23 protein-coding genes and 1 riboswitch are annotated in these 23124 nt (G+C 58.3%); of the genes, 16 read left to right on the forward strand and 7 right to left on the reverse strand.

The features are described 5' to 3' along the window. The first annotated feature begins 92 nt into the window (after window positions 1–92). From BM152_RS11020 to BM152_RS11045, 6 genes are read left to right on the forward strand one after another with little or no spacing between them, the layout of a single operon-like run. On the forward strand, window positions 93–1061 hold the full coding sequence (locus BM152_RS11020) for an ABC transporter substrate-binding protein (RefSeq protein ID WP_066601080.1): 969 nt from the start codon (window positions 93–95) through the stop codon (window positions 1059–1061). After that, window positions 1061–2764 carry an ABC transporter permease gene (locus tag BM152_RS11025; protein WP_066601082.1) on the forward strand — a complete coding sequence of 568 codons (1704 nt, stop codon included), beginning with the start codon at window positions 1061–1063 and terminating at the stop codon, window positions 2762–2764. The genes BM152_RS11020 and BM152_RS11025 overlap by 1 nt, the downstream gene beginning before the upstream one ends. Then, a complete protein-coding gene (locus BM152_RS11030; protein ID WP_066601085.1) occupies window positions 2752–3801 on the forward strand; it encodes an ABC transporter ATP-binding protein in 1050 nt (349 codons plus the stop codon). The genes BM152_RS11025 and BM152_RS11030 overlap by 13 nt, the downstream gene beginning before the upstream one ends. A gap of 51 nt (window positions 3802–3852) precedes the next feature. Further along, a complete protein-coding gene (locus BM152_RS11035; RefSeq protein WP_066601089.1) occupies window positions 3853–4869 on the forward strand; it encodes an MBL fold metallo-hydrolase in 1017 nt (338 codons plus the stop codon). After that, window positions 4866–5408: a histidine phosphatase family protein gene (locus BM152_RS11040; protein ID WP_066601091.1), complete on the forward strand. Its 543-nt coding sequence runs from the start codon at window positions 4866–4868 to the stop codon at window positions 5406–5408. Before BM152_RS11035 ends, BM152_RS11040 begins: the two co-directional genes overlap by 4 nt. After that, window positions 5405–5866 carry a phosphatase domain-containing protein gene (locus tag BM152_RS11045; protein WP_066601092.1) on the forward strand — a complete coding sequence of 154 codons (462 nt, stop codon included), beginning with the start codon at window positions 5405–5407 and terminating at the stop codon, window positions 5864–5866. Before BM152_RS11040 ends, BM152_RS11045 begins: the two co-directional genes overlap by 4 nt. Window positions 5867–5887: 21 nt before the next feature. Here the strand turns inward: BM152_RS11045 and tenA are convergent, their stop codons facing one another. The 5 genes from tenA to BM152_RS11070 form a co-directional block, all read right to left on the reverse strand. Then, the gene (tenA, locus tag BM152_RS11050; protein WP_066601094.1) at window positions 5888–6577 is read right to left on the reverse strand and encodes a thiaminase II; all 690 of its coding nucleotides are present in this window, start codon (window positions 6575–6577) and stop codon (window positions 5888–5890) included. Then, window positions 6574–7383: a bifunctional hydroxymethylpyrimidine kinase/phosphomethylpyrimidine kinase gene (gene thiD, locus BM152_RS11055; RefSeq protein WP_066601100.1), complete on the reverse strand. Its 810-nt coding sequence runs from the start codon at window positions 7381–7383 to the stop codon at window positions 6574–6576. Before thiD ends, tenA begins: the two co-directional genes overlap by 4 nt. Next, the gene (gene thiE, locus BM152_RS11060) at window positions 7380–8003 is read right to left on the reverse strand and encodes a thiamine phosphate synthase (RefSeq protein ID WP_066601101.1); all 624 of its coding nucleotides are present in this window, start codon (window positions 8001–8003) and stop codon (window positions 7380–7382) included. The genes thiD and thiE overlap by 4 nt, the downstream gene beginning before the upstream one ends. Continuing rightward, window positions 8003–8788, reverse strand: coding sequence for a hydroxyethylthiazole kinase (thiM, locus tag BM152_RS11065; RefSeq protein WP_066601102.1), 786 nt, complete (start codon window positions 8786–8788; stop codon window positions 8003–8005). Before thiM ends, thiE begins: the two co-directional genes overlap by 1 nt. 68 nt (window positions 8789–8856) lie before the next feature. Next, window positions 8857–8954, reverse strand: a riboswitch (TPP riboswitch). 118 nt (window positions 8955–9072) lie between these two features. Beyond that, window positions 9073–9594: a CBS domain-containing protein gene (locus BM152_RS11070; protein WP_066601103.1), complete on the reverse strand. Its 522-nt coding sequence runs from the start codon at window positions 9592–9594 to the stop codon at window positions 9073–9075. Window positions 9595–9672: 78 nt separating this feature from the next. Between BM152_RS11070 and BM152_RS11075 the strand changes: the two genes are divergently transcribed. Further along, a complete protein-coding gene (locus BM152_RS11075) occupies window positions 9673–9870 on the forward strand; it encodes a hypothetical protein (RefSeq protein ID WP_231730485.1) in 198 nt (65 codons plus the stop codon). Between the two features lie 37 nt (window positions 9871–9907). Then, window positions 9908–10753, forward strand: coding sequence for an aminoglycoside phosphotransferase family protein (locus BM152_RS11080; protein WP_231730489.1), 846 nt, complete (start codon window positions 9908–9910; stop codon window positions 10751–10753). Here the strand turns inward: BM152_RS11080 and ubiB are convergent. Both ubiB and ubiE read right to left on the reverse strand, forming a co-directional pair. Then, window positions 10750–12285 carry a 2-polyprenylphenol 6-hydroxylase gene (ubiB, locus tag BM152_RS11085; RefSeq protein WP_066601105.1) on the reverse strand — a complete coding sequence of 512 codons (1536 nt, stop codon included), beginning with the start codon at window positions 12283–12285 and terminating at the stop codon, window positions 10750–10752. The two genes, BM152_RS11080 and ubiB, sit on opposite strands and share 4 nt — an antisense overlap. Beyond that, window positions 12285–13034 carry a bifunctional demethylmenaquinone methyltransferase/2-methoxy-6-polyprenyl-1,4-benzoquinol methylase UbiE gene (gene ubiE, locus BM152_RS11090; RefSeq protein ID WP_066601107.1) on the reverse strand — a complete coding sequence of 250 codons (750 nt, stop codon included), beginning with the start codon at window positions 13032–13034 and terminating at the stop codon, window positions 12285–12287. The genes ubiB and ubiE overlap by 1 nt, the downstream gene beginning before the upstream one ends. A gap of 87 nt (window positions 13035–13121) precedes the next feature. Here ubiE and mutM point away from each other — a divergent pair, with 87 nt between their 5' ends. From mutM to gyrB, 8 genes are all read left to right on the forward strand, one after another. Then, entirely contained in the window at window positions 13122–13973 is an 852-nt protein-coding gene (gene mutM / locus BM152_RS11095) for a bifunctional DNA-formamidopyrimidine glycosylase/DNA-(apurinic or apyrimidinic site) lyase (protein ID WP_066601240.1), read from the forward strand. A gap of 60 nt (window positions 13974–14033) precedes the next feature. Further along, window positions 14034–14810: an enoyl-CoA hydratase gene (locus BM152_RS11100; protein ID WP_066601109.1), complete on the forward strand. Its 777-nt coding sequence runs from the start codon at window positions 14034–14036 to the stop codon at window positions 14808–14810. Window positions 14811–14979: 169 nt separating this feature from the next. Next, window positions 14980–15243: a 30S ribosomal protein S20 gene (rpsT, locus tag BM152_RS11105; protein WP_066601111.1), complete on the forward strand. Its 264-nt coding sequence runs from the start codon at window positions 14980–14982 to the stop codon at window positions 15241–15243. A gap of 783 nt (window positions 15244–16026) precedes the next feature. Beyond that, entirely contained in the window at window positions 16027–17412 is a 1386-nt protein-coding gene (gene dnaA, locus BM152_RS11110; RefSeq protein ID WP_066601113.1) for a chromosomal replication initiator protein DnaA, read from the forward strand. Window positions 17413–17590: 178 nt separating this feature from the next. Continuing rightward, entirely contained in the window at window positions 17591–18709 is a 1119-nt protein-coding gene (gene dnaN / locus BM152_RS11115) for a DNA polymerase III subunit beta (protein WP_066601115.1), read from the forward strand. A gap of 34 nt (window positions 18710–18743) precedes the next feature. Beyond that, window positions 18744–19853 carry a DNA replication/repair protein RecF gene (gene recF, locus BM152_RS11120; RefSeq protein WP_066601116.1) on the forward strand — a complete coding sequence of 370 codons (1110 nt, stop codon included), beginning with the start codon at window positions 18744–18746 and terminating at the stop codon, window positions 19851–19853. Beyond that, window positions 19850–20470 carry a LysE family translocator gene (locus tag BM152_RS11125; RefSeq protein ID WP_066601117.1) on the forward strand — a complete coding sequence of 207 codons (621 nt, stop codon included), beginning with the start codon at window positions 19850–19852 and terminating at the stop codon, window positions 20468–20470. The genes recF and BM152_RS11125 overlap by 4 nt, the downstream gene beginning before the upstream one ends. A 101-nt stretch (window positions 20471–20571) precedes the next feature. Next, a complete protein-coding gene (gene gyrB / locus BM152_RS11130) occupies window positions 20572–23007 on the forward strand; it encodes a DNA topoisomerase (ATP-hydrolyzing) subunit B (RefSeq protein WP_066601118.1) in 2436 nt (811 codons plus the stop codon). Window positions 23008–23124: the final 117 nt, after the last annotated feature.

Raw genomic sequence — 23124 nt, forward strand, 5'->3', positions numbered from 1 at the left:
GTTACAGTTTTGTCACAAAACCTTAGCACTCCGAAGGAATAAGGCTCTCGTGAATTACTTTCGAACGAAAGCAAAACCCTCAGGAGAGCCCGATGAAGTCCTTCCTCACCACCACCGCTTTTGCCCTCATGGCCAGCACCGCCATGGCCGATACGATCACGCTTTACACCTCCCAGCCCAATGCCGATGCCCAGAAGACAGTCGATGCCTTTATGGCGGCCAATCCGGGCACAGAGGTGGATTGGGTGCGTGACGGCACGACGAAGCTCATGGCCCGTCTGCGCGCGGAAATCGAAGCGGGCAATCCACAGCCTGACGTGCTTTTGATTGCCGACACGGTCACGCTGGAAGGCATGGCGCAGGAGGGGCTCTTGGCCGCGTATCAGTCGCCGGAGGCCGCAAACTACGACGCAGCTCTCTATTCGCCGGAGGGTTACTACTACTCCACCAAGCTCATCACCACCGGCATCGTGTATAACACAGGCATTGAAACCGCGCCGACCTCTTGGGCCGATCTCGTGGATCCGGTCATCAAAGGTCAGATCGCCATGCCCTCGCCGCTGTATTCGGGTGCTGCGTTGATCCACCTCGCCACGTTGACGGGCGACGAGAGCCTTGGCTGGGACTATTACGAAAATCTGTCGGCCAATGATGCCCGCGCCCAAGGTGGCAACGGCGGCACGTTCAAAGCGGTGGCATCGGGCGAAAAGCCTTACGGCATGGTCGTGGACTTCCTCGCCATCCGGAACAAGGCGGACGGTTCTCCGGTTGATTTCGTCTTCCCTGAAGAGGGTGTATCTTATGTGACCGAGCCTGTGGCTATTCTGTCCAGTGCGAAGAATATGGACGGCGCACAGAAGTTCGTTGATTTCCTGATCAGCCAAGAGGGGCAGGATCTCGTCCTCGATATGGGTTATATTCCGGCACGCGACGGCATGGGTGTGCCCGAAGGCTTTCCCGCCCGCGAAGACATCAAGCTGATGGCATTCGATCCGGCCACCGCACTGGAAAACGCCGAGGCCAACAAGGCCAGGTTCGCAGAACTTTTCGGCGCTGAGTGATGGGTGTCTCGATGCAAATGGGAGGCAGCCGGTCAGAAGGTCGGCTGCTCTCCGCGATTCTGATTGTCGCGATCTGTCTGACGATGGCCCCAGTCTTGCGCCTCTTTGTCGAAGGGGTGACGGATCAGGGTGCGCCGAGCCTGTCCTTGATGGGAGATGTGTTGTCAAAACCCTCGACGATGAGTGCGCTCAAACATTCGCTCATCACTGCGGGTTTAGGCACTGTCCTGTCGTTGGTGCTTGGCGCGGCGTTTGCCTTTCTGGTCGCGCTGACAGATTTGCGCGCCAAGGCGGCGTTGGTCTTTTGCCTGATGATTCCGATGATGATCCCGCCACAAATCACCGCGCTCTCATGGACACAGATCATGGGGCCATCTTCGGTCCTGTTGAAAACACTCGGCATCGCGCCGCCACTGGGTGCGCCGCAACCGCTCTATTCGGCAGAAGGCATCATTGTACTTTTGGGCATCCAGCATATGTCGATCATTTTTCTGACCCTGCGTGCGGGGCTGCGGTCAATTCCGCAAGAAGTGGTCGAAGCGGCTCGGGTCAGCGGTGCCAAGGGGCTGCGCACATGGTGGCAGGTGGTGATGCCTCTGACATTGCCGAGTTTGGCCGCAGGGACGGCGATCACCTTTGTCACTGCGCTGGGCAATTTCGGTATTCCGGCCATGTTGGGGATACCTGCGGGCTATGTGACGCTTCCGACATTGGTGTATCAGAAGCTTGCCGGAATGGGCACAACGGTGCTGGCCGAAGTCTCTGTTCTCGCCATGCTGATCGGAGCGGTGGCCGTGATCGGTATTCTGTTGCAGCGTTTCTTTCAGAGCCGCCAGAAACTGCATCTTGTAGGGGCCACCTCCCGCCCGCTTGCCATTCCGTTGGGTGCGGCACGTCTGCCGGTGGAGCTTTTGCTCTGGGCTGTGGTTCTTGTGATCCTCGTGCTGCCAATGTCAGGTCTGCTTGCGACCTCCTTGGTGCCTGCTTATGGCGTTGCCTTGGGCTTGGACACGGTGACCTTCACTGCATGGTATGAGGTTTTGTTCCGCCAGCCTTCGACATCGCGGGCCTTTGTCAATTCCTTCAGTCTGGCGGTTGGGGCTTCGCTGGTTCTGATGGTGGTCTGCCTGCCTTTAGCGTGGTTAATGGAGCGGCACAAAACACGGCTCTCGCGCCTTTTCGACAGTCTTCTGGACCTGCCCTACGCGCTTCCGGGGGTTGTTCTGTCGATTGCGATGATCCTTTTGCTCATCAAGCTGCCCTTTACCGAAGCCACGCTCTACGGCACGATCTGGATCATCTTCCTCGCCTATCTCGCACGGTTTTTCGCGGTCATGTTCCGCCCTGTGCAGGCCAGTCTGAAGCAACTTGATCCGGCCATGAATGAGGCGGCGCAATCGGTCGGAGCCTCTTTGTTCCGTCGTCTGCGCGATGTGATCCTGCCGCTTTCGGCGCCGGCTGCTGCGGCGGGGGCGATCCTCGTGTTCCTCACCGCATTTAATGAACTTACGGTTTCCGCGCTCTTGTGGTCGTCGGGCACAGAGACGCTTGGCGTGGTGATTTTCAATCTCGATGACAGCGGCGAAACTGCGATGGCCAGTGCGCTTGCCATGACCATCGTGCTGGTTGTCATGGCGCTTATGGCGGTGATCCAGCTGCTGTCGCGCCGCTTTCCCAAAGGAGTTGTCCCATGGCAGACATAGACCTGTCCTCTGTCGGCAAAACATTCGCGGGCACGCCTGCGTTGCAAGACATCACCACGCGGTTCGAAGATGGCGAATTTATCGCGCTTCTGGGGCCGTCGGGCTGTGGCAAGACCACGTTGCTGCGGATTCTGGCGGGGTTCGAACTTCCGACCCGTGGACAAATCCGCATCGGCGGGCGTGACATGGCCAATGCTGACACAGGCGTGATGATGCCGCCCGAAGAGCGCAACATCGGCTTTGTGTTCCAGTCCTACGCGCTCTGGCCGCATATGTCCGTGCGCCGCAATGTGTCTTATCCGCTCGAAATCCGGCGGTTTTCCAAAGCCGACATTGCAACACAGACCGACGCCGCCCTCGCGGCAACGGGGCTGGGTGATTATGCGGACCGTATGCCATCCGATCTCTCTGGCGGACAGCGGCAGCGGGTGGCGTTGGCGCGGTGCCTCGTGTCTGATCCCTGCGCTGTTTTGCTCGACGAGCCGCTCGCCAATCTGGATGTGGCGCTGCGGGCCTCTATGCAGGGGGTGTTCGCGGATTTTCACAAACGCACCGGCGCAACCATGGTCTATGTCACCCATGATCAGGCCGAAGCGATGGCGATGGCGGACCGGATTGCGGTGATGGATCAGGGGCGAATTCAGCAATTTGATACGCCTCAAACCCTCTATGAGCGTCCCAAGAACCGCTTTGTGGCGGAGTTTGTCGGGCGCGGGGCTGTGGTGCCTGTGCACGGGGTCGCACGGAGGGGCGAGGAGCTTCGGGCGCAGATTTTGGGAACGGAGGTTGCTGTGCAAACCGATCCGGAAAAATCGCGTGTCAGCCATGTCTGCTTGCGGCCTGAAAACCTCAGCATTGCGGAGACGGGTAACCTGCGGGCCAAGGTGGCGCGGGTGACTTATCTGGGCGGAAAATACCTGCTGGAAACCGTGTCCGAATGCGGCACGCGGCTTTTGGCGGAAACGCGTGCGAAATTCGATGTCGGCGCACAGCTCGGCCTGACCATCACAACCCCTTGGGCTTTCTCAGAGGACTAAATGCAAACTGTAAGATTACTCTCTGGCATCGGGGACAAGGGCCCTGCATGTATGCAGCTGACTTTGGAAGATCGCATCTGGCTTCTTGACTGCGGTTTTGGTCCCGAGGCCAATGCGCATTTCAACCCCGCATGGCTCAAGGGTGCGGAAGCGGTGTTTATCACCCATGACCATATCGACCACATCGGTGGCGCTTCCTATGCGGTTGAGGCGGGATTGCCGATCTATGCCACGCCCCAGACGGCCAAGTCCTTGCCCCCTGCGGCCAAGGTGCATCTTTTGCCCGAGCAAGGGGAAACGGTCATTGATGGTGTGACGCTCACCACCGGACGCAATGGTCATGCGATGGGCGGGGTCTGGATGCATTTTGCGCTGGGCGAGGGGTTTTTCTATTCGGGTGACTGGTCCGAGGAATCCGACTGGTTCCCCTTTGACCCTCCGCCCGCTGCTGCGACGGCTATTCTGGACTGCTCCTATCATCTGGACGATGTGCCCCAGTCTGAACGGTTCGCGGCGCTGGATGCATTGTTGGACGGTTTGCACGGGCAGGTGCTTTTACCGGTACCGCCGTCCGGTCGGGCCGGTGAAATGGCCCTGCATCTGATCCGGCGCTTCGGGGTCGAAAGCGTGATGCTCGATCCTGAATGCCAAGCCGCTTTAAGAGCCGCGCTTGCCAGCCAGACGCTAAGCCCCGATGTGCAGGAAATCGCGCCGCTTTTGGAGCGGGGTCCGATGGAACAGGCGCGTTTTCTTATCTGCGACACACCCAATGCCGATGGTGGTGCCGCTTGGGGCTATGTGCGGGCATGGAATGAAAGTGGGCGTTTGGGTCGCGATGCGCATGTGGTTTTCACAGGCCACATGACCGCCCATGCACGCGGCATCTGTGCTGTGCCGGGGGGATATTTCCAGCGCTGGAATGTGCATCCGCCGTTGCGTGATCAGGTCGGGATGCTTGAGCGCCTCGGCGCGAAACGCTTTGCGCCAGCCTTTTGTGCGCAGCCCGAAGACTATCTGGTGGAAGATCTCGGTGTGGAGATTTTCCTGCATGATCCGGTGCGGCTATGACCGCGCCTTTGCCGTCCGGAAGTTTCTGTTTGATTCGTCACGGCGAGACCACGGCCAATGCGGACGGGATCATTGCGGGGCGCACGGATGTGGCCTTGACCGAGCGAGGCAGGCAACAAGCGCGTGACCTGTCCCGTCGACACTGGCCGGAGCGGATCGCGCTTTATGCAAGCCCTATGTCGCGGGCGCAGGAGACCTGTAAGCTGGCCTTTCCTGATCGAGAATTTACGCGTCACGACGGGTTGCGGGAACGCGATTGGGGCGTCTTTGAAATGCGCCCTCTGGATCAGCAACCTGCGCGCGAAGATACGCCGGAGTCCGGCGAAAGCTGGCCCGCCATGTTGTCTCGAATCCGGCGCACAATCACCGAAATTTGCGCGGTGTCACAGAACAGATTGCCGGTTCTTGTGTGCCATTCCGGCGTGATCCGCGCCGCGCGGGTGCTTTGGACCACAGGCGATGTCGGGACACGTCCGCCCAACGCAACGCCGATTCTGTTCGAGAGGGCAGGAGAAACCTTTGAGGAAAAAGAGTTATGACAAATCCAGCCAAACCTTGTGTCGTGTTTGATGTTGATGGAACGCTGGCGGAGTTTGACGCCGGCCGGCTCGGCCATTTTGTGCATGGGGTCGAAAAGCAATGGGATGCGTTTCACGACGCGATGGCTGATGCCCCTTTGATTGCCCCTGTTGCGAAACTCATGCGGCGTCTGAAAGACAGTGGCGAAACCATTGTGATTTGTTCGGGCCGACCGCGCGGCTGGGCGGAGTATACGATTGCGTGGCTGCGCAAGCATGATCTGCCGTTCGATGGCATCTATTTGCGGGCCGAGGATCAGGACGAGGCGAGCGATCCGGACGTCAAACGCCGCGCCTTGGCGGAGATGAAGGCCGACGGGTTGATCCCTTGGCTGGTGATCGACGACCGAAGTTCTGTTGTGGAGGCCTGGCGCGCCGAAGGGCTTGTTTGCCTGCAATGCGCACCAGGGGATTTTTGATGAGGGCGTGATGTGCTCTGGTTAGCCCGTCACCACATCTTCAGGGCGCGGTTGTTTCCAGCCTTCCCGATGATAAGCACTGTCCCAGAACCGCCATTCGTGCCAGCAACTCCGTTGAAAGGCGTGATGCATCCGCGCGCGGGTCGCATCACTTGCATCATCCGCCACCCTGTTGACGAGGTCGAGCATACGCTGGACGCTTTGGTCAAAGGCTTCGCCGGAATAGGTGGCAATCCACGCGCTATAGGGATTGTCCGCGCGACTGGTTTGCGCGATTTCCTTGCCGATATCGCGATAGATCCAGAAACAGGGCAAAAGAGCCGTGACCGCTTCGGGGAAATCTCCGATCGCGGCGGAGCGGAGCAGGAAAGAGACGTAGTGATCGCAGGCGGCTGACACATCGGTTCCCTCGAAATCGTCGGAAGTGACACCAAACAGGCCCATGTAATGCGCGTGAAGTTCGCGTTCGACCGCGATGGCTCCGGCGGCAGAGCCTGCAAGCTGCGCAATGGACTGCGCCTCGGGGGCCTTGGAGGCCGCCAGAGAGAGGGCGCGGGCGAAACCTTCGAGGTAATGGGCATCCTGAATGATGTAGCCTTGGAAAATCTCCGGCGACAGACTGCCATTAGCCAAAGCACGGTTGAAGGGCATCGCGTGAATCTGCTGGCGCAGCTCTTGGGTGTGCGCGGCCAGTTCTTGGGTAAAGCTCATTGTGTGTTGTCTTTCAGAAAGTGGAAATGATGGACGGGGCCATGACCCGACCCGACGTGGAGTTGGTCCGCCGCCGCGATGGACGCGCTGATATAGGCCTTTGCGCGTCGTGCGGCCTCCTCAAGCGCCAGCCCCGCGCCAAGGTAGGTCGCCAGAGCCGAGGCGTAGGTGCAGCCCGTTCCGTGGGTGTTTTTCGTCGCAACGCGAGGACTTTCGAACCAGACCCCTTTCCCGCCCTTGTGCGTGAGCAGAAGGTCGGGGCTGTCAGCGCCACCGAGATGCCCGCCTTTGAGCAGAACCGCCTCGGGTCCAAGGTCGAGCAGGGCCTGTGCCTGTGCCTGCATTTCTCGGGTTGTGGAGGCTTCGTCACAGTCCAGAAGGTCGGCGGCTTCCGGCAGGTTGGGGGTGATGAGCGTGGCTTGCGGCAAAAGGCTGCGGAGCGCGGAAACAGCCTCTTGCTGCAACAGTCGGTCCCCGCCCTTGGCCACCATCACAGGGTCGAGCACAACGGGGCAGTCCAGACCGGAAATGCCCTGTGCCACGCAGTCGATGATCTGCGCATCTCCCAGCATACCGATCTTGATGGCGTCAATTTTTATATCGTCACGAATGGCGGCGATCTGGGCGGCGATCATTCCTGTGTCACACAAGCTGACAGCAGAGACGCCCTGTGTGTTCTGGGCGGTCAGGGCAGTGATGACAGACATCGCATAACCGCCATTGGCCGAAATGGATTTGATATCCGCCTGAATACCGGCCCCGCCGGAACAATCGGACCCTGCAATCGACAGGATGTTCGGGATCATGCTTCTCTCCATGTGTTCAGAAGTGTGCGGGTTGCGACTTCCATGTCAGGGGCGCGGGAAATGGCGGAGATGACGGCCAGTCCGGCCCCTCCGGCGCGTTTGATCGCTGCGGCATCGCGCTCTGTGACGCCGCCGATGGCGAGACAGGGCAGAGGGGTCAGTGATGCGATCTTGGCAAAGCCTTTGACCCCGATAGGGGCTGCGTGGTCGGGTTTTGATCCGGTCGCATAGATCGGCCCGACACCTAGATAATCGACCCCGTCCGGCACGGCTTGGATATGTTCTGCCTCCTCGACAGAAAGGCCGAGCAGCATTCCGGAGCCGATGCGGCGGCGGATTTCGGCGGGGTCGCCATCGCCTTGCCCAATATGTAGCCCCGGCGCACCCACTTCGATGGCCACATCAATGCGGTCGTTCACCAGAAGTTTGGCATCGTAAGGCGCGATCTCCGCCATGATCTGACGGGCCAGCGCGGCAAACTCTGTGTCAGGCAGGGTCTTGTGACGCAACTGTATCCACCCCGCGCCACCTCTGGCGGCAGCGCGGCATTGGGCGAGCATGGAGGGGCTGTCCGCAGCTTCGGTGATAAAACAAAGGGGCGGGATATTCTGGAGCGTCATTACACCGTGACCCTCGCACCTTGTGTCAATGCCGCCGGATCAAGCTGGTAGAGCGCGTCGATAAAGGCGGTCTGGAACGAGGCCGGCCCCTCAGCCTTCTGGCTCGCCTGCTCGCCGGCCAAACCGTAATAGGCCAGCGCGGCCACGGTGGCGTCGAACGGGTCCTGACCGACCAGAAACGCGGCGATGATCCCGTTCAAAGAACATCCCAGCGCCGTAATGCGCGGCATCATCTCGTGGCCGTTTGCGATGAGAGCCGTGCGATCCCCGTCTGTGACGAAATCAACCGGTCCTGTGACCGCAACAATGCCACCACTTTGGTGCGCCAGATCACGGGCGGCATTTTGGGCCGCATCGACAGAATCCGTTGCATCGGCGCCTTTTCCTGCAGTGCCCACGCCCGCAAGCGCCAGAATTTCGGAGGCATTGCCCCGAATCACGCTGGGCGAAAGCGCAAGAAGCCGTGGCCCGAGTTCGCGGCGATAGGCGGTGGCCCCGACCGCAACAGGATCAAACACCCACGGGGTTTTGTGCGCGTTGGCGGTTTTGGCGGCCATTTCCATCGCCTCGGCCCACGCGGGGGAGGGGGTGCCGATGTTGATCGTGATGGCCTGCGCAAGGGCGGCAAATTCCTCGACCTCTTCGCGGGCATGTAGCATGGCGGGCGATGCACCGGCGGCGAGCATGACATTCGCCATGACATTCATCGCGACATAATTGGTGATGTTATGAACCAGCGGCGCGGTGTGCCGCATATGGTCAAGCGATTGGCCCAGGTCTTCCATCGTAATCTCCTCTCGCGCTGGCAGGGGAGGAGATCGAAAGAGGAGCGCAGGCACCGAGTAAAAGCCCGCAATCGTCTTACGCGCCTCCCTCCGCCGGCATTATCCGGTTCAGGTTCTAAGGGTTCGTCTCAGCCCGGAAATCTTCCGAGCGCCCCTGTCGCTATTCGTGCGCTAGTGCTGGCATCCATTCGGGCGGGCGTCAAGCCTTCTGACGCAGGGCAGTGCAGATAGCGCGTCTGCGTGATGGAAACAGACGCGCGGATATCGCAGCCTGCGTTCGGGTTTCAGCCGACAATCAGTTGCTTGAGCTTCAAAGCTTCGTATTCCAACGCGGCCAGACGGTAGCTCACCGCATCCCCTATGGAGATCAGCCCCACCAGCGCCCCGTCGTCTATCACGGGCATATGCCGGAACCGTCCGTCCGTCATGCGACGTAAAACGCTTACAAGCTGTTCCTGAGATGTCGCGGTTTCGATCTCGCGCGTCATCAGGTCCGCCACGGTTTTGGGCAGGGTCTGGCCCGGTGTATCCGCAAGCTGCCGCACGATGTCACGTTCCGACAGGACGCCGACCAATGCGTCTTGTGCATCCTTGACCAGAACAATCCCGATGCGATTGTCTCGCATCAGTTCGACGGCGTGTTTGATGGTGTCCAGCGGTTTGACTGCAAATATTTCGGCGCCCTTCTGCGCCAGAACATCCGCGACAGTGGCCTCTGCGGCGGATGTGTTGGTCTCGACGGTTTGGCTATGGCTGTGTTCATGCGCCATGGCTCCCCGCGTCTTTGGTGTGTATGAAGCTGGCATGTCTTTTCCTCCCTAAGCTGACTCCTAGGGTAGAGAGATTCGCGCCTGAGTAAACTTTTTCCAGCCGGGAGACCCGTTTTGATTGAAGCCCTGACCGGATCGCCGCTGTCGCTTACGCCTGTAACGGCAACGATTCTCTTCGTGATCGCCTGCCTCGCGGGCTACCGCTATCGCAGCGTCTGGAAAGCCGAGGGGCCGCGTGCACAGCTCTGGATTTACGGGTTGATCGCGGCTGTGATCTTGCTTGTGCTTGGGTTTGTGCCGGTGACCCGTTGAGTAGAAGGTCGCGCGTGTGAAACAAAATCCTGATGGAGTGCCTGACGCGTTACAGGCCTTTGCGACACAGACTTACGGCACGCCGCAGGAGTGGAGACCTCTTTCCGGCGGGCGGAGTAATCGGTCCTGGCACTTGCGTGTTGGCGCGGATGATCGGGTGTTCAAACTTTTTGACCCCACGCGTGGCAATAGCTTGTTTCCGAATGAGGCGCCGGCAGAAGTTTCAACCCTGAAAACTTTGCACGGAACAGGGTTGGCGCCAGAATTCGAGACCTCGTTTGAGACCCGTTGCGGAATGTGTCTGGTCTATCGGTATGTTGAGGGAGAGAGGACCGCGACAACCGATGCGGCCACGATGCGAGCGCTTGCGCGTCTTCACATTCTCAAGCCGACTATGACTGTGCGACGGGTTTGCATTACGCCCGAGGAGCTGTTGCAAGAAGGCATGGTTTTCCTGTCAGGGCTGGCAACATATGAGGCGGGCTGGCTTTTGCGTCACATGCCGGAGCCGGAAGACATAGCAACCGGACCTGATGTTTTCTTACATGGAGACCCTGTGCCCGCGAATGTCATTGCTGCGGGTTCGGAGCGTGTTCTGATTGATTGGCAATGTCCTGCATATGGCGATGCAACAGCAGATCTGGCGATTGCGCTCTCGCCTGCGATGCATGTGGTTTACGGCATGGAGCCGTTGACGCGGGAAGCCGAGGTCAAGGCGCTTCAGGGCTATTCCGACACAGAAACCATAGCGCGGTATCAGGCGCTCAAACCTTACTACCACTGGCGCATGGCGGCCTATTGCGCATGGAAAGCAGCGCAAGGGGAGGCTGTTTATGCACAGGCGTTTGAGGCCGAGCTTAACGCTTTGCGTGACGCGCCTTAACCAAAGATCAGCACCACTGCCGCGCCGAGACCGGCAGACACCACTCCGCCCGCGACCAGCCAAGCGGCTTGCCAGTGGTTGGACGGCTTGGTGGGTTCTTCATTGGCCTTGCTCTGGGCGATCAGGAGAGATTCGGCCAGTTGCGGCAGGCGCGGGCCGAAACGGGCCAAAACAGTCGCGGTTCGTAGCAGGTCGCGGCTGAGTGCGCGCGGACCAATATTGGACTTGATGTATTCTTCGACCACGGGTTTGGACACTTCCCAGATGTTGATATGCGGATCAAGCGAGCGGGAAACGCCCTCAACCACCACCATCGTGCGCTGCAAAAGAATGAGTTCCGTGCGGGTCTGCATGCCGAACCGTTCGGTGACTTCGAATAGGTAGGACAGCAGGCGCGCCATAGAAATACGGCTGGCGTCCATGCCGAAAATCGGATCGCCTACAGCGCGCAGTGCACGGGCGAATTCGTCCACATCACGATCCGCAGGCACATAGCCCGCTTCAAAGTGGACCTCGGCAACCCGTTTGTAGTCTTTTTTGATAAAGCCATACAAAATCTCGGCGTAAACACGCCGTGTATACTCGTCGAGCATGCCCATAATGCCGAAATCCAGCGCGACAATGTCACCATTCGGGGCGACCTTGAGGTTGCCTTGGTGCATGTCTGCATGGAAAAAACCGTCACGCAGCGCATGGGTCAGGAACATCTGCAAGACCCGTGGACCGAGGCTGGAGCGATCATGACCCGCTGCGACGATTTCGTCGATGTCGGAGGCGGTGATCCCGTCGACCCATTCGAGTGTCATCACCCGTTTCGCGGACAGGTTCCAATCGACGGCAGGCACGGAAAACCCTTCGTCTTTCGCCGTATTGGCCGCGTATTCGGAGGCAGAGGCGCTTTCCAGCCGCAGGTCCAGCTCTCCATGCACGACCCCTTCAAAATGCGCGATCACATCAGTGGGGCGCAGGCGGCGTGACGCCGGAGAGAAAAATTCGATGACGGAAGCCATAAAGTAAAAGGCGTCGATGTCGGTGCGGAATGCTTTTTCGATACCGGGGCGAAGCACTTTGACCGCAACAGCTTTGCCCGTGTCCGCGCGGACCGCCTTGTGGACCTGTGCGATCGAGGCGGCAGCGACCGGTTCCGAGAATTCGGAAAACAGTTCGGAGATCGGCGCCTGAAGCTCGGCCTCAATGGTTTTGACGGCCGCATCCCGCGGGAAGGGCGGCATCCGATCCTGAAGCACCTGAAGCTGTTTAGCAAGATCAACTCCGACAACATCGGGTCGGGTCGAGAGAATCTGGCCGAATTTGATATAGGCCGGCCCCAGTGCGGTGATCGCGCGCGTTACCGGCGGCAGATTCGGATCGCCTTTGTAGCCCAGCCACCGGAACGGCCACGCCAGAGTGCGGGCCATAACACGAAGGGCTTTCGGTGCGTCCATAGCGTCCATGGCCTGCGTCATCGCGCCCGTGCGTTCCATCGTTGCGCCGGTGCGGATGAGCCGCCAGATGTTGTGAGGCCCGCGCATCAGAGTTTCCACCCGGAATGCAAGGCTGCAATGCCCATGGTCAAATTGCGATATTTGACGTTGGAAAATCCGGCGGTGCGGATCATTTGTGCAAAAGTGTCCTGATCCGGGAATTTCCGGATGCTTTCCACAAGATACTGGTAGCTGTCGTGGTCGCCTGCGATCATCTGCCCCATGCGAGGAATGACGTTGAACGAATAGAGGTCATAGGCTTTCTGCATCATCGGGTTGGGAAGTTGCGAAAACTCCAGCACCATGAGGCGTCCGCCCGGCTTGAGAACGCGGTAGGCTTCGGACAGGGCGTCCTGAATGCGTGTGACGTTCCGAATGCCGAAGGAGATAGTGTAAACGTCGAACTGGTTGTCCTCGAACGGAAGCTGCATGGCATCGCCCGTGACCCAGTCGAGACTGTCGGCCATTTGCGCGGCTTCGGCACGTTTGCGCCCTTCGACCAGCATCGATTCGGTCATGTCGAGCACAACGGATTTTGCCCCCGGCGCACGTTTCAGGAAGCGGAAAGAAATGTCGCCAGTCCCGCCCGCAACATCCAGAAGACGTTGTCCGGGGCGCGGCGCGAGCCAGTCCATCATGGCATCTTTCCAGACGCGGTGAATGCCCATCGACATGACATCGTTCATAATGTCGTATTTCGAGGCAACGGAGGTGAACACCCCATGGACGAGACCTGCCTTCTGATCCTCGGCCACGTCCTTGAAACCGAAATGGGTGGTTTTGCCGTTCTCGCTCATTGCTCTTGAACCTTTCTCGAAACTCACTCTTCTTATAGGGCTCATGTCGGGCGTGACAATCGCATGTCGCAAAGCGAAGGGGCCAAAATGCCGGAATTGCCAGAAGTCGAGACGGTTCGTCGCGGGTTGGAACCTTCTATGGCAGGGGAGACGATCCTGCGCGCCGATGTGAACCGGCCTGATTTGCGCTGGCCATTTCCTGAACGGATGGCGGAGCGGCTGACCGGAGCCACGGTTTTGCAGTTGCGGCGGCGTTCGAAATACATCCTTGCCGATCTCGACAGCGCGGAGACGCTTCTGATCCATCTTGGTATGTCGGGGCGGATGACTGTGTCCGGCGATCCGCTCGGGCAGTTTGTGCATGAGCATCCGGCACAGGGAAAGCATGATCATGTCGTGTTTCACATGAAAAACGGTGCGCGCATCACCTTTAACGACCCGCGTCGTTTTGGCGCGATGGACCTTATGGCAACGGGTGCCGAGGGAACGCATCCGCTTCTGGCCAAGCTGGGGCCCGAGCCCTTGGGCAACCGTTTCAGCGAAGATCACCTGATTGCTGCGCTCAAGGGCAAGAACAGTCCGATCAAATCGGCGCTTCTGGATCAGCATATCGTCGCGGGGCTGGGCAATATCTACGTCTGCGAAGTGCTGTTTCGGGCGGGGATTCATCCGGCGCGCAAAGCCTCTCGCATTTCTGAGGCGCGGATCGCCTCGCTTGTCCCGATCATTCGTGAGGTGTTGCTGGAGGCGATTGACGCGGGCGGGTCTTCGCTCAAGGATTTCCGGCAGGCTGACGGTGAGCTTGGCTATTTCCAGCATAATTTCCGCGTTTATGGCCGTGAGGGGCAGCCCTGTGTGACGCCGGATTGTGCATCCGGAATCAAAAGAATCACGCAATCGGGGCGTTCCAGCTTCTTTTGTCCGAGCTGCCAAAGATGACTTGATCCGTTCGAGGCAGATGTTAGGACTCCCCAGCATAGACCAGAACCGGAGGGCGATATGGCCTACAAAACGCTTCTTATCGAGACCAAGGACAATGTCGAATTGATCCGGCTGAACCGGCCGGAGGCGCTCAATGCGCTCAATTCCGAATTGCTCTCGGAGCTGGCGGATGCGCTGAGCAAGGCGGATCTTGATCCGAAAGTCCGCGCCATTGTGATCACCGGATCGGAGAAAGCCTTTGCCGCAGGCGCCGACATCAAGGAAATGTCGGAGAAATCCTATGCAGATCTGGCGGCAGAGCGGTTGTTTGCGGATGATGCCGACCGGATTACAGCCACCCGCAAGCCTGTGATTGCGGCTGTGGCGGGGTATGCGCTGGGCGGCGGTTGCGAGCTGGCGATGATGTGCGATTTCATCCTTGCTGCGGATAATGCGAAATTCGGGCAGCCGGAAATCAATCTTGGCATCATTCCCGGCATTGGCGGGACACAGCGCCTGACCCGTTTCGTCGGAAAGTCCAAGGCGATGGAAATGATTCTGACCGGACGGTTCATGGAAGCCGAGGAAGCTGAGCGCGCGGGCCTTGTGTCGCGCATTGTTCCGGCCAAAAAACTGGTCGAGGAAGCGGTATCTGTCGCGGACAAGATCGCGGAGAAAAGTGCAATTTCCGTGGCGGCTGCGAAAGAGGCTGTGAACCGCTCCTACGAGATGACGCTGACCGAGGGGGTGCGCTTTGAACGCGCGAGTTTTCAGGGTTTGTTTGCGACGGAAGACCAGAAAGAAGGCATGGCGGCTTTTGCGGAAAAACGCGAGCCGCAGTTCCGCGATAAGTGATCGGGCGCGGATAAGTGAAAAACAGGCTTTCCTTTCAAGTGATTCTCGCCTAAAGGAACGTCTTACATGCGCGTGGAGCCCGCTTTAGGCTATGATAATCCTCCCCGAAAGGGTGGCGAGGCCGTTCGCGCAATCGAAATTGTAACACGACCTCGAAGAGGAATAGATCATGGCTAATTCGCCCCAGTCCAAAAAACGCGCCCGTCAGGCCGTCCGTCGCACCGACGTCAACAAAGCCCGTCGCTCCCGTATCCGCACCTACCTGCGCAAAGTTGAAGAAGCGATTGCGTCTGGTGATCAGGCCGCAGCGAAAGCCGCTCTGCAAGCCGCTCAGCCGGAACTGATGCGCGGTGTGACCAAAGGTGTGGTTCACAAGAACACAGCATCCCGCAAGGTTTCCCGTCTTGCCGCGCGTGTTAAAGCTCTCGGCTAATCGCAACGCATTGATGCTAAGATGAAAACGCGCCTGAGGGCGCGTTTTTTGTGCGTATTGCCTTATAAATACGTTCTATTTATTGCGCAGATGCAGCGAATCTTTCGAGAGAAACGCGGCTAGCAAATCCGGCGCTGTTAGCGCAATTCCCCTGACTGAAAAAATATACGATGCCCCCTCGAATGAGGCAAAACCGCCACGTTGAACGGCTCGTTATTGAGGAATCTGGATTCGGTTTTCGTAAAGACAGAGTCAAGCGCGAAGATAGATTGCGACTCTGCTCGACAGGTTGCTAGCTTGTCCATGCGATTCACGTCGTCTTGGGGGGACATTCAGAATCGTGTCGTTCAAATTCTTGGATATTGAGAAGGTGCGCTGCCGTATCTTCGATCCGGGAAATTCAATGGCACGTCCCTGAGGTCATATTTCGGATAGGGGTATCCGGGCTATGGCTGTCCGTGCCTGATCATGCTTTCAAAGCAAATGACCAGCCGGTCTGTCCGCAAAAACCCGTGTCGTCGTTGTGGAGCTTGTGCGCCGAAGAGTGAGGTCTTGGCGCTGTGACAGGTTTTGAACGGGACACGAATTATGGGAGCCGGTGTCGGCAACACGCGACTTGTGAGGGTCGTCGCGTGGCCGATGGTCTTTTCCGTCCCGTAGACTCAAGACGATTCGAAACGCACGAGCCGTGATCTTTGCGGGCAACCGCAGGGGTCCGACGCTTGTAAAGCGTTGGTTACATAAAAACGATAACGAATATCGATAATGGGTCGAAAAAAGAAAATGAAAAACGATACGTGGGGACGTGTTAAGCAGCAACTTCTCGAAAGCGTGGGCCGCAATAACTACGCAAACTGGATCGAGCCGCTCGAACTCAAAACATTAGATAATGGCGTGGCGGTGTTCTCCGTGCCGACAAGTTTTATGGCGAACTGGGTCTCTCGTAACTTTTCCGATACGATCCTGCTTCACCTCAAAGCCGCAAATGAGTCTGCGTCTCGCGTAGAATTTAAAGTCGAGCCGCATCAGGCGGGGGCGTCCGCACCGGCTCCAACGGCAAAACCGGCGGTCAAATCAGCAGAGCCTGCGCAAGCCGTAGCGCCCAGCCCGGAACCGCGCGCCGATGAGCTGCCCGGAGCGCCGCTCGATTCGCGTTTCACATTTGATAATTTCGTTGTCGGGAAGCCGAACGAACTGGCCCATGCTGCTGCGCGCCGCGTGGCCGAGGGCGGCCCCGTGACCTTTAATCCTTTGTTCCTCTATGGCGGCGTTGGCCTTGGTAAGACCCACCTCATGCACGCCATCGCCCATGAAATTCGTGAACGCGACCCCGAGCTTCGGGTTCTTTATCTCTCTGCCGAACAGTTCATGTATCGCTTTGTGCAGGCGTTGCGTGATCGTCAGATGATTGATTTCAAACAGATTTTCCGTTCTGTCGATGTCCTCATGGTGGATGATGTCCAGTTCATCGCTGGTAAGGATTCGACGCAGGAAGAATTTTTCCACACGTTCAACGCGCTGGTGGACCAGAACAAGCAGATCATTATTTCGGCAGATCGTGCGCCGGGAGAAATTGTCGGTCTCGAAGACCGGATCAAGTCGCGTCTGCAATGTGGCCTTGTGGTGGACCTGCACCCGACGGATTATGAATTGCGTCTGGGTGTTTTGCAAACCAAGGCCGAAAGCTATCGCAACCAATATCCGGGGCTGAAATTCGCGGATGGCGTGCTTGAGTTCCTTGCCCATCGCATTTCGACCAACGTGCGCGTGCTTGAAGGTGCCTTGATGCGGCTCTTTGCCTTTGCCTCTCTGGTTGGTCGTGAGATTGATCTGGATCTGACGCAGGAGTGCCTTGCCGATATTCTCAAGGCATCCGAGCGCAAGGTCACTGTCGAGGAAATCCAGCGCAAAGTTTCTGAGCATTACGCCATTCGTCTGTCCGACATGATCGGTCCGAAACGTGTGCGCTCTATCGCCCGCCCGCGTCAGGTCGCCATGTATCTTGCGAAACACATGACAACCCGCTCCCTACCGGAGATCGGTCGCCGGTTTGGTGGACGTGATCACACCACGGTCATGCACGGGGTGAAGCGGATTGAGGAGCTGAAAGGGACAGACAGCCAGATCGCGGATGATCTGGAAATGTTGCGCCGGACGCTTGAAGCCTGATCCGTTTGATGGAAGTTGAGTCCAAATCGCTGCACTGACACGACAAATGTCTCGTGGTGTGCGGGCTTCTCTTGACGATCCCGACTGTTATCCACACAGTCTGTGCAAACAAACTATTGCGCCCGGCGTTGGATCGTTTACCTTCAACGCCCCGGCTCATGAGACATACGAGGATGGTATGAAAATCAGCATCGAACGCGGCACGCTTTTGAAAGCCGTCGGTCAGGCGCAATCTGTTGTCGAGCGCCGGAACACCATTCCGATCTTGGCCAATGTTTTGATCGAGGCCGAGGGGGATACGGTGTCCTTCCGCGCAACCGATCTCGACATCGAGGTCGTGGACAAATGTGCGGCGATGGTCGAACGCGCCGGAGCAACAACTGTGTCCGCCGTCACGCTCCACGAGATTGTCCGCAAACTGCCCGACGGGGCGATGGTCCAGCTTACCGATGATGGCGCCAATGGCCGTCTGACGGTTGAGGCGGGGCGGTCGAACTTCTCTCTGGCGACTTTGCCGAAAGAAGACTTCCCCGTGATGGCCTCTGCCGAATACGAAAGCAATTTTGCGGTTCCTGCGCCGGTTCTTCGCCGCCTTTTCGACAAATCGAAATTCGCCATCTCGACCGAGGAAACGCGTTACTATCTGAACGGCGTTTATATGCATGTAGCGGATAGCGAAAACGGCAAGGCGCTTCGTTGTGTGGCAACTGATGGCCACCGCCTTGCGCGCATTGATGCTGAACTGCCGCCGGAAGCGTCTGATATGCCGGGTGTGATTGTGCCACGCAAAACCGTGGGCGAGTTGCGCAAGCTTCTGGATGATGACGACATGACCATCGCGGTTTCCGTGTCTGAGGCCAAGATCCGTTTTGCAACGCCGGAAATCACCCTGACCTCCAAGGTCATTGATGGCACTTTCCCGGATTACACCCGCGTGATTCCCGTCGGAAATACCCGCAAGCTGGAAGTTGATGCGTCCGATTTTGCCAAGGCTGTGGATCGTGTGGCCACCGTGTCTTCGGAACGCTCGCGTGCGGTGAAGCTGACGCTGGACGAAGACAAGCTGACCCTGTCCGTCAATGCGCCCGATAGCGGAGCCGCCGAAGAAGAACTGGCGGTTGCCTATAATGACGAACGGCTGGAAATTGGATTTAACGCCAAGTACCTGTTGGAAATCGCGTCTCAGGTGGATCGCGAAAACGCGGTGTTCCTGTTCAACTCTTCGGGTGACCCGACCCTGATGCGTGAAGGCAATGATACGTCCGCTGTCTATGTCGTCATGCCGATGCGCGTGTGAGTATTTTCGCAGCAAAGGAAACGAGTGAGGCGCGATGGGTGGCCTGTTCATAGAAGAGCTGAGCCTGTCGCATTTCCGCTCCCATAGGGCCGCGCGTCTAGAATTGGACGGGCGGCCTGTCGCCATTTGGGGTGCCAATGGTGCGGGCAAGACCAATATTCTCGAAGCTGTTTCTCTTTTGTCTCCGGGACGTGGCCTCAGGCGGGCCGCGCCGGATGAGATCGCCCGTAAGCCCGAGGGCGTGGGCTGGAAGGTGCGCGCCGACCTTCACTCCTTGCATCAGTTTCACGAGTTGGAGACCTGGGCTGAACCCGGAAGCTCCCGATCCGTGCGTATTGATGGCAAGGCGGCAGCGCAGGTGGCGCTTGGACGGATCGCGCGGGTTGTCTGGCTGATTCCGGCGATGGACCGGCTCTGGATCGAAGCGCCGGAAGGGCGGCGGCGGTTTCTTGACCGTATGGTGATGTCGTTCGAGCCGCGTCATGCTGAAGTGGTTCTGGCCTATGAGAAGGCCATGCGGGAACGCAACCGGCTGCTCAAGGATATGGTGCGCGATGCCCATTGGTATGGTGCGCTGGAGGGGCAGATGGCAGAGCACGGGGCGGCCATCATGGCCAATCGCCTGTCAACGCTAGAGAGAATTGCACAAGCGCAAGAGGGGGCGGAGACAGCGTTCCCGACGGCGGCGCTCTCGTTGAAAGCCTCCGATGGCATGATGTTCCCCGAGACGCAGGAGGCGCTTTTGTCGGCGTTTCGCGACGGACGGCCGCGTGATCTGGCGGCAGGGCGGACCTTGGTCGGGCCGCATCGTGCGGATTTGGAAGGGGTCTATACTGCCAAAGGCGTGACCGCAGACCAGTGTTCGACGGGAGAGCAAAAGGCGCTTCTGATTTCGCTGATCCTCGCCAATGGCCGTGCTTTGGCTGAAGATTTCGGGGCGGCTCCGATCTTTTTGCTCGACGAGGTGGCGGCGCATCTTGACGCGAACCGTCGCGCCGCGCTTTACGACGAGATCTGTGCTCTGGGGGCGCAGGCGTTCATGACGGGCACTGGGCCCGAACTGTTTGCAGAGCTGGGCACACGGGCAGCGGCGTTCGAGGTGACGGAAGAGAGCGGAAGCTCCATTGTGAAGGAACGGGTATGACAGTCACCTATAGCGATCTGGGTCTCTATGCCTTTGCGCTTTTGATCCTGTTTCTGACGCCCGGCCCTGTGTGGCTTGCGATGTTGGCGCGCTCGCTGTCAGGGGGCTTCAAAGCCGCGTGGCCCTTGGCGCTCGGCGTGGTGGTTGGCGATGTGCTGTGGTCCTTGTTGGCCATTTTGGGTGTGTCCTGGATTGTGTCGGAGTTCGAGGGCTTTCTCACTGTGTTGCGCTGGGTTGCTGTGGGGATGTTCCTTGTCATGGGCGCGCTCCTGATCCGTCATGCGGACAAGCAAATCGCAGCCGACAGCCGCCTCACCCGCCCCGGTATGTGGGCGGGTTTTGTCGCAGGGCTGGTGGTGATCCTGAGCAACCCGAAAGCCATCTTGTTTTACATGGGCTTCCTGCCGGGCTTCTTCGATCTTTCCGGACTGCGCCTTCCCGATATCGTTGCGATCTGCGGAATTTCCGCTGTGGTGCCCTTGGTCGGAAACCTTATTCTCGGCGCTTCTATCGGGGCTGTGCGTAAAATTATGACGGCCCCGAAGGCGCTGCGCCGGATGAATATTTCCGCCGGATGCCTGTTGATATTTGTCGCGCTGATCCTGCCGTTTGTATGAGCGGAACAGGCAGCGGTTTTCCCCGCTTTTTCCATGTCATTTGCGTGACATTCCCTGCCGGCTCGCGTATAAATTAGGCAAGCAAGAATAGGGAAAACCGCATGACCGACACGCCGCAGCAGTCCACCGAATATGGCGCAGATTCTATCAAGGTTCTCAAAGGCTTGGAAGCTGTCCGCAAACGCCCTGGTATGTATATCGGGGACACGGATGACGGGTCTGGCTTGCACCACATGGTCTACGAGGTCGTTGATAACGGGATTGACGAGGCTCTCGCGGGCCACGCCGATTTCGTTCAGGTGATTATTCACAAAGACAGCTCCGTTTCCGTGCGCGATAACGGGCGGGGCATTCCGACCGACATGCACCACGAAGAAGGGGTCTCGGCCGCCGAGGTCATCATGACCCAGCTTCACGCCGGTGGTAAGTTCGACAGCAACTCCTACAAGGTTTCCGGCGGTCTGCACGGTGTGGGTGTGTCCGTGGTGAACGCGCTGTCCGAGTGGCTGGAACTCAAGGTCTGGCGCAATGGCAAGATCCACAAAGCCAAGTTCGTCAAAGGCGAGACGGCGGAGCATCTCGAAGTGATCGGTGACGCCGGTGACGAAACAGGGACAGAGGTCCGTTTCCTCGCATCGGCCAAAACCTCCGATCCGGAAGGCACTTTCTCCAACCTTGAATACTCCTTCGAGACGCTGGAAAAACGTCTGCGCGAACTGGCGTTTCTGAACTCCGGCGTGCGGATCATTCTCGAAGATCACCGCCCTGCGGAGCCGGTTAAAACCGAGCTGTATTACGATGGCGGTGTGAAGGAATTCGTAAAATACCTTGACCGTCATAAAACGGCGATGATGCCCGAACCCATTTTTGTCACAGGTGAGCGTGATGATATCGGGGTTGAGGTCGCGATGTGGTGGAATGACAGCTACCATGAGAATGTGCTGCCGTTTACCAACAACATTCCGCAGCGCGATGGCGGCACGCACCTTGCGGGTTTCCGTGGTGCCTTGACGCGCACGCTGACGAAATATGCGCAGGAAAGCGGGATCGCGAAAAAGGAAAAGGTGAGCTTTACAGGGGATGATGCCCGTGAAGGTCTGACTTGCGTCCTTTCGGTTAAAGTGCCTGATCCGAAATTCTCGTCCCAGACCAAGGACAAACTGGTGTCTTCCGAGGTCCGTCCTGCGGTCGAGAACCTTGTAAGCGAAAAGCTCACGGAGTGGATGGACGAGAACCCGAACGAGGCGAGGATGATCGTCTCCAAGATTGTCGAAGCTGCACACGCTCGTGAAGCCGCCCGCAAGGCGCGGGAGTTGACGCGGCGCAAATCGGCGCTGGATGTGAACTTCCTGTCCGGAAAACTCAAAGATTGTTCGGAAAAAGATCCGAGCAAGACCGAAGTCTTCCTCGTCGAGGGTGATTCCGCTGGTGGCTCCGCACAAACGGGGCGGGACCGTCAGACGCAGGCCATTTTGCCGCTCAAAGGTAAAATCCTGAACGTGGAGCGTGCCCGCTTTGACCGGATGCTCGGCTCGCAAGAGATCGGCAACCTTGTGATGGCGCTGGGCACGGGGATCGGGCGCGACGAGTTCAACCTCGACAAGCTGCGTTACCACAAGATCGTCATCATGACCGATGCTGACGTTGACGGTGCACACATCCGGACGCTTTTGCTGACCTTCTTCTTCCGTCAGATGCCGGAGTTGATCGAGGCGGGGCACCTCTTTATCGCCCAGCCGCCGCTCTACAAGGTCGCGCGTGGCAAGTCCGAGGTCTATCTCAAGGATCAGGCCGCGATGGAGGATTACCTGATCCAGCAAGGGGTTGAGGGCGCTGTGCTGCGGCTGAAATCCGGCGAGGAAATTGCCGGTGCGGATCTCGCCCGCGTGGTCGAGGGTGCGCGGAGCTTTAAGCGGATTCTCGAAGCCTTCCCGACTCATTACCCGCGTCACATTCTGGAACAGGCAGCTTTGGCCGGAGCGTTCGAGCCGGGTCGTGTTGATGCCGATCTTACGGGCACAGCCGATGCCGTGGCGAAACGTCTCGACCTGATTGCCTTGGAATATGAGCGGGGGTGGACAGGGCGTCCGACGCAGGATGTCGGCATTCGCCTCACCCGCGTTTTGCGCGGTGTTGAAGAGGTGCGGACACTTGATGGTGCGATCCTGCGTGGCGGCGAAGCCCGCCGGATCAATCAGGAAGTGCAAGCCACCGAAGGGCGCTATACGGACCCGTCCAAACTTGTGCGCAAGGATCGGGAAACCGCGATCTACGGACCGATCGACTTGTTGAACGCCATCCTTGAAGAGGGCGAAAAAGGCCTTTCGATCCAGCGTTATAAAGGTCTCGGGGAGATGAACCCCGAACAGCTTTGGGAAACCACTCTGGACCCCGATGCCCGCACACTTTTGCAGGTGAAAATTGAGGATTTCGTCGAAGCCGACGACATTTTCACCAAGCTGATGGGCGATGTTGTGGAACCGCGTCGTGAATTCATTCAAGACAATGCGCTGAATGTTGAAAATCTGGATGCGTAAACCTGTCGGGCGTATGGGGGAGGTTCTCCATGCGCCCGAACGGGATCGGGTTGTCTTTATGAAACCCTAATATATTTCGGGCAATTGTATTTAAAACAGTTTAAAAACAATCACATA

The sequence above is a fragment of the Celeribacter halophilus genome (genome assembly GCF_900114135.1).
Taxonomy (GTDB): Bacteria; Pseudomonadota; Alphaproteobacteria; order Rhodobacterales; family Rhodobacteraceae; genus Celeribacter; species Celeribacter halophilus.

Excerpts from the sequence above, each read along its gene's own strand:
- thiM (WP_066601102.1), bottom strand. The coding sequence starts at position 8,788 with ATGGAAGACCTGGGCCAATCGCTTGACCATATGCGGCACACCGCGCCG.
- BM152_RS11045 (WP_066601092.1), top strand. The coding sequence starts at position 5,405 with ATGACAAATCCAGCCAAACCTTGTGTCGTGTTTGATGTTGATGGAACG.
- BM152_RS11020 (WP_066601080.1), top strand. The coding sequence starts at position 93 with ATGAAGTCCTTCCTCACCACCACCGCTTTTGCCCTCATGGCCAGCACC.
- dnaN (WP_066601115.1), top strand. The coding sequence starts at position 17,591 with ATGAAAATCAGCATCGAACGCGGCACGCTTTTGAAAGCCGTCGGTCAG.
- BM152_RS11030 (WP_066601085.1), top strand. The coding sequence starts at position 2,752 with ATGGCAGACATAGACCTGTCCTCTGTCGGCAAAACATTCGCGGGCACG.
- BM152_RS11125 (WP_066601117.1), top strand. The coding sequence starts at position 19,850 with ATGACAGTCACCTATAGCGATCTGGGTCTCTATGCCTTTGCGCTTTTG.
- BM152_RS11035 (WP_066601089.1), top strand. The coding sequence starts at position 3,853 with ATGCAGCTGACTTTGGAAGATCGCATCTGGCTTCTTGACTGCGGTTTT.
- BM152_RS11070 (WP_066601103.1), bottom strand. The coding sequence starts at position 9,594 with ATGCCAGCTTCATACACACCAAAGACGCGGGGAGCCATGGCGCATGAA.
- tenA (WP_066601094.1), bottom strand. The coding sequence starts at position 6,577 with ATGAGCTTTACCCAAGAACTGGCCGCGCACACCCAAGAGCTGCGCCAG.
- BM152_RS11100 (WP_066601109.1), top strand. The coding sequence starts at position 14,034 with ATGGCCTACAAAACGCTTCTTATCGAGACCAAGGACAATGTCGAATTG.
- recF (WP_066601116.1), top strand. The coding sequence starts at position 18,744 with ATGGGTGGCCTGTTCATAGAAGAGCTGAGCCTGTCGCATTTCCGCTCC.
- ubiE (WP_066601107.1), bottom strand. The coding sequence starts at position 13,034 with ATGAGCGAGAACGGCAAAACCACCCATTTCGGTTTCAAGGACGTGGCC.
- ubiB (WP_066601105.1), bottom strand. The coding sequence starts at position 12,285 with ATGCGCGGGCCTCACAACATCTGGCGGCTCATCCGCACCGGCGCAACG.
- rpsT (WP_066601111.1), top strand. The coding sequence starts at position 14,980 with ATGGCTAATTCGCCCCAGTCCAAAAAACGCGCCCGTCAGGCCGTCCGT.
- thiE (WP_066601101.1), bottom strand. The coding sequence starts at position 8,003 with ATGACGCTCCAGAATATCCCGCCCCTTTGTTTTATCACCGAAGCTGCG.
- gyrB (WP_066601118.1), top strand. The coding sequence starts at position 20,572 with ATGACCGACACGCCGCAGCAGTCCACCGAATATGGCGCAGATTCTATC.
- dnaA (WP_066601113.1), top strand. The coding sequence starts at position 16,027 with ATGAAAAACGATACGTGGGGACGTGTTAAGCAGCAACTTCTCGAAAGC.
- mutM (WP_066601240.1), top strand. The coding sequence starts at position 13,122 with ATGCCGGAATTGCCAGAAGTCGAGACGGTTCGTCGCGGGTTGGAACCT.
- BM152_RS11025 (WP_066601082.1), top strand. The coding sequence starts at position 1,061 with ATGGGTGTCTCGATGCAAATGGGAGGCAGCCGGTCAGAAGGTCGGCTG.
- BM152_RS11040 (WP_066601091.1), top strand. The coding sequence starts at position 4,866 with ATGACCGCGCCTTTGCCGTCCGGAAGTTTCTGTTTGATTCGTCACGGC.
- thiD (WP_066601100.1), bottom strand. The coding sequence starts at position 7,383 with ATGATCCCGAACATCCTGTCGATTGCAGGGTCCGATTGTTCCGGCGGG.